At 65.7% G+C, this 8,309-nt stretch carries 5 protein-coding genes and 1 pseudogene; 3 read left to right on the plus strand and 3 right to left on the minus strand.

Annotated elements, in window-relative coordinates:
• Both HG543_RS48725 and HG543_RS48730 read left to right on the plus strand, forming a co-directional pair.
• Window positions 1-1,520, plus strand: a 1,520-nt coding sequence (locus tag HG543_RS48725; RefSeq protein WP_169351816.1) for an LVIVD repeat-containing protein, incomplete at its 5' end; no start/stop codon positions are given.
• Window positions 1,521-1,619: 99 nt separating this feature from the next.
• Complete coding sequence (locus HG543_RS48730; protein WP_169351817.1) at window positions 1,620-3,215, plus strand: LVIVD repeat-containing protein; 1,596 nt, start codon at window positions 1,620-1,622, stop codon at window positions 3,213-3,215.
• A gap of 39 nt (window positions 3,216-3,254) precedes the next feature.
• On the opposite strand, the gene HG543_RS48735 is transcribed toward HG543_RS48730, so the two are convergent.
• Complete coding sequence (locus HG543_RS48735; protein ID WP_169351818.1) at window positions 3,255-4,133, minus strand: Uma2 family endonuclease; 879 nt, start codon at window positions 4,131-4,133, stop codon at window positions 3,255-3,257.
• 231 nt (window positions 4,134-4,364) lie between these two features.
• Between HG543_RS48735 and HG543_RS48740 the strand changes: the two genes are divergently transcribed.
• Window positions 4,365-6,893, plus strand: coding sequence for a BsuBI/PstI family type II restriction endonuclease (locus HG543_RS48740; RefSeq protein WP_169351819.1), 2,529 nt, complete (start codon window positions 4,365-4,367; stop codon window positions 6,891-6,893).
• Window positions 6,894-7,245: 352 nt separating this feature from the next.
• Here HG543_RS48740 and HG543_RS48745 read toward each other — a convergent pair whose 3' ends face one another.
• Together HG543_RS48745 and HG543_RS56035 are read right to left on the minus strand one after the other, a co-directional pair.
• The gene (locus HG543_RS48745) at window positions 7,246-8,037 is read right to left on the minus strand and encodes a GGDEF domain-containing response regulator (protein ID WP_343073633.1); all 792 of its coding nucleotides are present in this window, start codon (window positions 8,035-8,037) and stop codon (window positions 7,246-7,248) included.
• A gap of 29 nt (window positions 8,038-8,066) precedes the next feature.
• Window positions 8,067-8,309, minus strand: a pseudogene (locus HG543_RS56035) (response regulator); the annotation flags it as partial.

The following is an 8,309-nucleotide window of genomic DNA, read 5'->3' on the forward strand; positions in this document are numbered from 1 at the left end:
GGTGGGACGGGGGCTACACGGCGCTGGAGGACCCGGGCGAGTGGACGGACACCGGGCCGTATTCCGCGTGCGCCTTCCTGCCCGCGCCCTCCACCGTCACCGAGTGCTCGGACCTGGCGAACTACGACCTGTCCGGGTGCGACACGGCCTCGCTCGGCAGGCTGGAGCCCGAGGGCATCTATCAGGTGGAGCTGCGCAACGAGACACGCCTGCAGGACGGAGGTGTCACGCCGACTCCGTCCGAGGCGGGCTTCCAGCTCTTCCTCGACGGGCGCACGCCGACGCTGAGTGGCCGCCCCCTCACCACGGCGACGGTGGAGCCGGGGCGCTTCTTCCTCGAGTACACCCTCCGCTACCCCAACGGCGCCGTGGAGAGTCAGTACTTCGTCGGCTGCCGGGCGCCCGACGCGAACCGCGTGGACGGCTGCTACGTCCGCTGCCTCAATGGTCGCGTCAACAGCCGGGGCACGTTCGACGCCGCGCGCATGAAGTGGCGGGATGGCGAGGCGGAGTCCTCCGGCGGCCTGCGCCTGCGCTCGGAGACGCCGGTGCCGAACCGGCTCGCGGTGGATGTCTGGGTCACCCGAGGCCATGCCTACGTCGTCTCCCTCGGCTGGAATGGCGAGCCCGGAGGCCTCGCCGTCTTCGACGTGAGCAACCCGGACCAGCCCGTGCTGACGACGTCCATGAGCCTGCCCGCGGACAACGCGTGGAACGGAGTGGGGTCCAAGGACGATGCCCTCTACGTGGCCAGCGCGGACACGGGCGTCGTCGTGTTCGACATCTCGAATCCCGCGCGGCCCGTCCTCGTGCGCAGCGTGCCCGGCGGCGGTCCGGTCAACGTGCACACGCTGTTCGTCGAGGGAAACCAGCTCTACGCCACGCAGCAGAAGCCCGGGACGACGCTGCTCTTCGACATCTCCCGCCCGCTCGAGCCCGTGCTGCTCAACACGTTCAGCCTGCCGCAGTCCCAGAACCCGTCCGTCGTCGAGGCACCGCAGGCCGTGTTCGCGTCCGAGGGCCGGGCGTATGTCTGTCATGCGGTGCTGGGCTACGTGGTGTTCGACGTGCGCGTCCCCTCCAACATCGTCGAGCTGGGCCGCTACTCGGTGCCCCTGCACGGCAGCCACGCCACCGCGCTGGCCACGATGGCGGGCCGCACCGTCGCCTTCGAGGGAGGCGACGGGCACCGCTCGCACCTGCGCGTGCTGGACGTCACCGACCCGGAGCACATCGTGAAGATGGGCGAGTTCCGGCTGCGCCCGCACGCGTCCATCCACGACTTCGTCCTCCGGGGCACGCGGCTGTACGTCGCGTGGTACCAGGAGGGCCTGCGCGTGCTGGACGTGAGCAACCCCACGCAGCCGAAGCAGGTGGCCCACTACAACACCTTCCGCGAGACGGACCCCGGCCGCACGGACCGTGCGCAGGATGGCGCCAGTGGCATCCGCGTGCCCGGCGATGGTCGTGTCTACCTCGTGGACACTTCACGCGGGTTGCTCATCTTCGACGAGCCGTGACGGACATGGCCGCTTTGCCTTGGCGCGGCTGCCGCGGGTATAGCAAAGGGACTTCGCGCGCCTTGGCCGGGGGATGCGAGTCGATGGAGGGGGAAGCACATGTCCTGGATGTGGCGTGGGACGCGGGCCGCGGTGGCGGCTTCGCTGTTGGCTCTTGCTGGCTGCGGCTCGGATGAAGAGGAGAAGCCCTGGGACGGGAAGGTCACGCCCCTGGCGGAGACGGCGGACTGGAAGGACACCGGCCCCTATGCGGCGTGCAAGGTGAACACGGGGACGGACCCGTGCTCCAACAGCCCGGCGTCCTTCAACGTGTCGGCCTGCCGGAACTCCACGCTCGCTGCGCTGGAGCGTGAGGGCATCTACCGGCTGAAGATGCGCTACGAGCTTCCCGGGAACGAGGTCACTCCGCCGTACGCCGCCGAGGGGAGCGGAAGCCTCCGGTTCTCCGGCGGCACGCCCGACCTCGTTCAGGGCCTTCCCCTCGTCAGCTGGAGTGGAGACCCGCGGCTGTTCTCCGCCACCGGGCGGTGGGTCCGGGATGTTGGAACGGAGCGCCTGGTCACCGATTACACGCTGATGGGCTGCGCGGCTCCGTCGCCCCGGGAGCTCACGGGCTGCTTCGCCACCTGCACCAACGGCCAGCTCGACTACGTGGGCACCTTCCACGCCGAGCGGATGACGTGGGGCCGCTCCGAGCCTGAGTCCTCGGGTGGCCTGAAGCCCGTCTCCGAGTCCTACGTGGAGCTGGGCTCGCCGGTGGACATCTACGTGGCGAAGGACCACGCGTACGTGGTGTCCATCAACCGGTACGGCGAGACGGGTGGGCTCACCGTGTTCGACGTGAAGGACCGGGCGCACCCCGTGTTCAAGACGTCCATCCAGTTCCCGGGGGACAGCTACTGGAATGGCGTGTGGGCCAAGGGGGATGCGCTCTACGTGGCGAGTGCGGACACGGGCCTGCTCGTGTTCGACATCTCGGACCCGGGGAATCCCGTCTTCCTGCGCAGCATGCCGACCGGTGGCCCCATCGACGTGCACACGGTGCTGGTGGATGGCGACCGGCTGTACGCCATGTCGCCGTCGCCCAACCGGGAGACGCTCATCTTCGATGTCACCACGCCCCGGCAGCCGGTGCTGCTCACGCGGCATGTCCTCAACGTGCCCGGGTATCCGCATGACGCGTTCGTCTTCGGGGACCGGCTCTATGTGAGCCACCTGCAGGGCGGGTACCAGGTGCTGGACGTGAAGGACCCGGCGAAGGTGCGGAACCTGGGGAGCTACGCGTTCCCGGGGACGATGGCCCACCACAGTGCGGTGGGGAGGTTCGGGGAGCACACGCTCGCGTTCGAGGGCGGCGAGCGCATGGGCGCGCACCTGCGCGTGCTCAAGGTGGATGACCCGACGAACATCGTGAAGGTGGGCGAGTTCTCGCTGCGGGACGTGACGTCGATTCACAACATCCTGCTCGTGGGCACGCGCCTGTACATCGCGTGGTACCACGAAGGCGTGCGCGTGCTGGATGTGTCCAACCCCACGAAGCCGAAGCAGGTGGCGCACTTCAACACGTTCCACGATACGGACCCGCGCAGCCGCGAGGGACTGTACGAGGGGGCCATTGGCATCCGCGTGCCGGGGGATGGGTTCGTGTACGTCGTGGATGATGTGCGCGGGTTGTTGATCTTCCCGGAGCTGTAGCTGTGCTTGCTGGGGCTGGCCTGCTCGGTGCTGAGTGGGTCAGCCCCTGTGGTTCTTGAGGCGGGCGAACTCGGCTTGGAGTTGCTTGAGTTCGCGCTGGGTTTCTTCGCGACGTCGGGTCTCCTCGGCAAGTTGTCGCTGTGCCTCTTCGCGGAGCCGGGTCTCCTCGGCCAATCGCTGCTGGGCCTCCTCGCGAAGCTGGGCCTCCTTCTTCAAGCTTCGCGACTTGCTCCTCACGCTGCGCCGGAGCTTCTCATTCACCTTCTGTAGCTCACCGATGAACTCGGCCGACTCCAGAAGCTGAACGTCGTTCTCGTAGAAGCGGAGTCGACCGTCCTCCACTTGGAGCGCCAGCCCGAGCCGCTTCGAGGGAAGGCGGCCCTGCACGGGCTTGATGGGGACGTATTTCCGCGTCCTGGAACCCGTCAGCCTGTAGCCGTACAGCGTCCGCTTGCCACCGTCGTAGATGAAGTACTCGGGGATTCCCAAGCGGGCGTAGCGTGCCACGTTCCGCTCCGCGTCCTTCTTGCGGTCGCCGCCCACGTGGACTTCCAGCACCAGGTCCAACCCTCTTCCCTCGGCACTCACCACCCACTTGTCGCGCTCACCCGGCTCGGCGTCCACGACCGCAAGGAGATCCGGCGCGAAGCGGCGCTCGGCGGGGTAGTAGACCGGCAGTTCGCAGGCCAGGTAGATGCGCCGACGCTCGCGTTCGAAGTGGCCCGTGAGCGTGTCGAATGCGCGGACCTTGGGCAGGAAGTGCCGATCTCCCTCCGGTAGAGCCAGTTCCGCGTCCGTCACCTCCCCCGGAAGGGATGCGTACACCCGAGCCTGCTCCTCGGGCGTCATCGCGTCCCACTCCGACTGGGAGGGGGCACGGGGGTGATCGTCTCTGCGCTTCTCCGAATCGTACTTCATGGGACCAGCGTGCGGCCGCCTACCCTGGAGGTCAATTCCCTGCCGGGTGACCGTCACCCTCAGCTTCAGCAAAGCAGGTGATTCATGGGGTTAGGGGCCTATGCGGGAACCTATCCCTATGGTACAGGGGTGAACGCCTGAGCAGTACGGCCAAAATGTGGACCGACATGCACTTTGGTGCAACATATGCCTACACTTGCATACTCGAAGCAGGAGTTGGCCGTGCGCATCATGCCCTCAGTGAAGTTGCTGGACGCCTTCGAGGTGCCGGGCCTTGAGCCGGCCGCTCTCGTGGCCGAGGTGGAGCGCCTTCGAGTCGAGGCCAACCATGCGCTCAATCCAGACCATCGCGCGTCGCTAGGGCAGTTCATGACTCCGGCGCAGGTGGCCAGGCGCATGGCGTCCTTCTTCCAGGCCAGCCGTCCTCGCTATCGCCTTCTGGATGCCGGGGCGGGGGTCGGATCTCTATCTGCGGCCTGGGTTGCAGAGCTTCTTTCCCGTTCCCGCCGCCCTGAGTCGCTTTCCATCACCGCATATGAAGTGGACGCGACGCTGGTGAAGTCGCTACGGCACACCATGGACCTCTGCAGGCGCGCCTGCGAGCGATATGGCGTGCGCTTCGAGAGCACCGTGCTGCATGAGGATTTCATCGAAGCAGGCGTTTCTTTACTGCGGGGGGGATTGTTCGCCACAACTCGCCCTGAGTTTGACTGCGCCATCCTCAACCCCCCCTACCGAAAGATCAACACGAACTCTCGGGAGCGACTCCTCCTCGAGTCGGTCGATGCGGGCACAAGCAATCTCTACACGGGCTTCCTCTCGCTGGTCGTGCGCCTCTTGGCCCAAGGAGGGGAAATGGTGGCCATCACCCCGCGGAGTTTCTGCAATGGCCCCTACTTCAAACCTTTCCGGGCGAACTTCCTCTCCGCCATGGCCCTCCAGGAACTCCACGTATTCGACTCGCGAAAGGCTGCCTTCGCGGGCGATGACGTCCTCCAGGAGAACGTCATCATCCACGCCGTCAAAGGTCGCCAGAGCCTGCGAGTAGTCGTGTCATCCAGTTCCGGCGAGGTTGAGGGCGACACCACGCACCGTGAGATCCCCTTCACGCAGGTGGTACGTCCCGAGGACCCTGAGCAGTTCATCCGGCTGGCCACAGATGAGCTCGATGACCACGTAGCGACTCGCCTTGCGTCGTTGACTCACTCGCTGGCTGACCTGGGTTTGACGGTGTCCACCGGGCGCGTGGTCGACTTCCGAATGCGCGAATACCTGCGACCCACCCCTGAGTCGAACACGGTGCCTCTCATCTGGCCGGGTCACTTTTCTAAGGGATTCGTGGCTTGGCCCAGGGACTTCAAGAAGCCGAACGCGTTGGTGACCGCTCCGGAGACTGAAGCCGCCATGGTGCCAGCGGGCACTTACGTTCTGGTGAAGCGTTTTTCCTCGAAGGAGGAGAAGCGGCGAGTGGTGGCGGCGGTGTTCGATACAGCCCATGTGCCGTGTGTGCGCGTCGGCTTCGAGAACCACCTCAACTACTTCCACCAAGAGGGTTGCGGGTTAGCGGACGAGCTGGCACGTGGGCTGGCAGCTTTCCTCAACTCAACACTTCTGGATGCCTACTTCCGGCAGCTCAGCGGTCACACCCAGGTCAACGCAGGAGATTTGCGCAACCTCAAATATCCTAGCCGCCAGCAGCTTGAGGCTCTGGGGCGGCATATCCCGGATGCATTCCCGCCCCAAGACGAGCTCGACGCTCTACTTGAGAAGGAGCTGTTCTCCATGGCGGACCAACAGAGCCCCAACCCTCTCCTGGCGATGCAGAAAGTCCAACAGGCAATGGACATTCTCAAGGAACTTGGGATGCCCAAGGCGCAGAGTAATGAGCGGTCCGCCCTGACGCTCCTGGCATTGTTGGACCTGCGCCCGACAACCCCCTGGAGCGAGGCGTCCGAGCCGTTGCGCGGCGTGACTGAGATGATGGACTTCTTCGCCGAGGCGTATGGCAAGAAGTACGCGCCCAATACCCGAGAGGTGGTGCGCCGCCAGACGCTGCACCAGTTCCTGGACGCCGGATTGGTGGACATCAATCCAGATGCCCCGGGCCGTGCCACCAACAGCGGGAAGACGGTTTATCAGGTCCGCCCTGTCGTGTTGGCTCTGCTCCGTACCTTCGGCACGAAGGGGTGGGCGGAGCGCGTCCATAAATACTTGGCCAAGGTGGGCTCCCTTAGGGAGCAGTACGCGCAGGCGCGCTCGTTGAGGAAACTGCCGGTGAGTTTATCGACGGGCGACATTCTCCATCTCTCGCCGGGTGGGCAGAACAACCTCATCAAGGACATCGTCGAGGAGTTTTGCCCACGCTTCGCGAAAGGCGGCGTCCTACTCTACGTCGGGGACACCCAGAAGAAGTATGCACACTACGACGCTCAGTCACTGGAGGCGCTGGGCGTGAAGGTGAACGAACACGGCAAAATGCCGGACTTGGTAGTGCATTACTTGGAGAAGGACTGGCTTCTCCTCATTGAGGCCGTTACTTCGCACGGTCCGGTCGACGCTAAGCGCCGTAAGGAACTCCGAGAACTCTTCAAGGGATCCCGTGCTGGCCTCGTCTATGTCACTGCCTTTGAGAGCCGGAAAGCGATGGCGGAGTACCTCACCACCATCTCCTATGAGACGGAGGTGTGGACAGCGGATGCCCCAGACCATCTGATCCACTTCAATGGGGAACGATTCCTCGGTCCCTACTCAGAGGAATAGGCGGTGGGTTAAGCCACGCCACGTTATAGAGCCTCCTGGACTAAGGAACTTCTCCGGGCGCACCATCCCTTTCCCCTGGTCGCTAAGGGGGGAGACACTCGGAGATGGCCGTCTCCCCGTCCATACTGACATGACGCCGTGTGAGCCGTGCGGCGACGAGATAGCCTCATGGCAGGCCTCCGGCGCCAACCCACGCACCTGCCTGGGCTGCGCGAACTGGTGTCTCCCACGGGTTCTCGTCAGCGTCAGCCTGCCCAACCGGCTCCTGCGCTTTTTCCGTCCCGAAACCCAAGAGCGCATCGAGGCATTCAAGCGACTCACGGAATCGTGAGTCGCTCACCCTGCCCACCGCTCAAGTCTCAATCCGATTCCGCCCGTTCGCCTTCGCCCGGTAGAGCCGGGCATCCGCGGTCTTCAACAACACCTCCACGGAGTCACCGTCCGCTGGTGACACAGCGATACCCGCGCTGAACGTGATGCGGAACGTCTCTCCCGCGTCGCCCTCGAACGTCATCCCCGACAGCTCCGCCGCAGTGCGCGACAGAATCTCCTTCGCGCTCGCCGCCGTCTCTCCCAGCAGCGCCACGACGAACTCCTCCCCACCCCACCGTCCGCGGACGTCCTCCCGGCGGAACCTCGCGCCCAGCAGCCGTCCCAGCCGCGTCAGCACCCTGTCCCCCGCCAGGTGCCCGTACTGGTCGTTCACCTTCTTGAAGTGGTCCACGTCCAGGAAGCACAGCGCCAGCGGCCGTCCCTGCCGCTGCGACTCCGCCAGCCTCGCCCTCAACCCGTCGATGAACGGCCGCCGCAGCAGCAACCCCGTCAGCGCGTCCCGCTCCGCCCGCTCCCTCGACAGCCTCGACCGCTCCAGCCTCGCCTGCACGCGGGCCCGCAGCTCCTCACGGAGCACCGGCTTCGACAGGTAGTCATCCGCTCCCGCCTGGAACGCCGCCAGCCGGAACTCCAGCCCCAGGTGCGCCGTAATCAGCAACACCGGCAGCTCCTGCCACTCCGGCGTCGACCTCAGAATCCGGCACAGGTCGAACCCGCTCGGCCCCGGCATCTGCACGTCCAACAGCAGCAGGTCCGGTCGGTGCTGCGCCAGCGCCTCCATCAATCCATGTGAATCACTGAGCCCCACCACCTCGATGTGGTCGCTCGCCAGCGCGTGCGTCAGCGATGTGAATCACTGAGCCCCACCACCTCGATGTGGTCGCTCGCCAGCGCGTGCGTCAGCGCCGTGATCGCCTCCGGGTCGTCATCCACCACCAGCACCCGCGAGCGCTCTGGCCTCCGCGCCGCCACCATCCGCTCCGCCGCCGCCGTGAAGTCCTGCGACGTGAACGGCCTCGGCAGGAACAGCGATGCCCCCGCGTGCGCCGCCGCCACCCGGTCCTCCAGCGCGCTCCCCGCCCC

This window comes from Pyxidicoccus fallax (assembly GCF_012933655.1).
In the GTDB taxonomy this organism is placed as follows: Bacteria; Myxococcota; Myxococcia; order Myxococcales; family Myxococcaceae; genus Myxococcus; species Myxococcus fallax.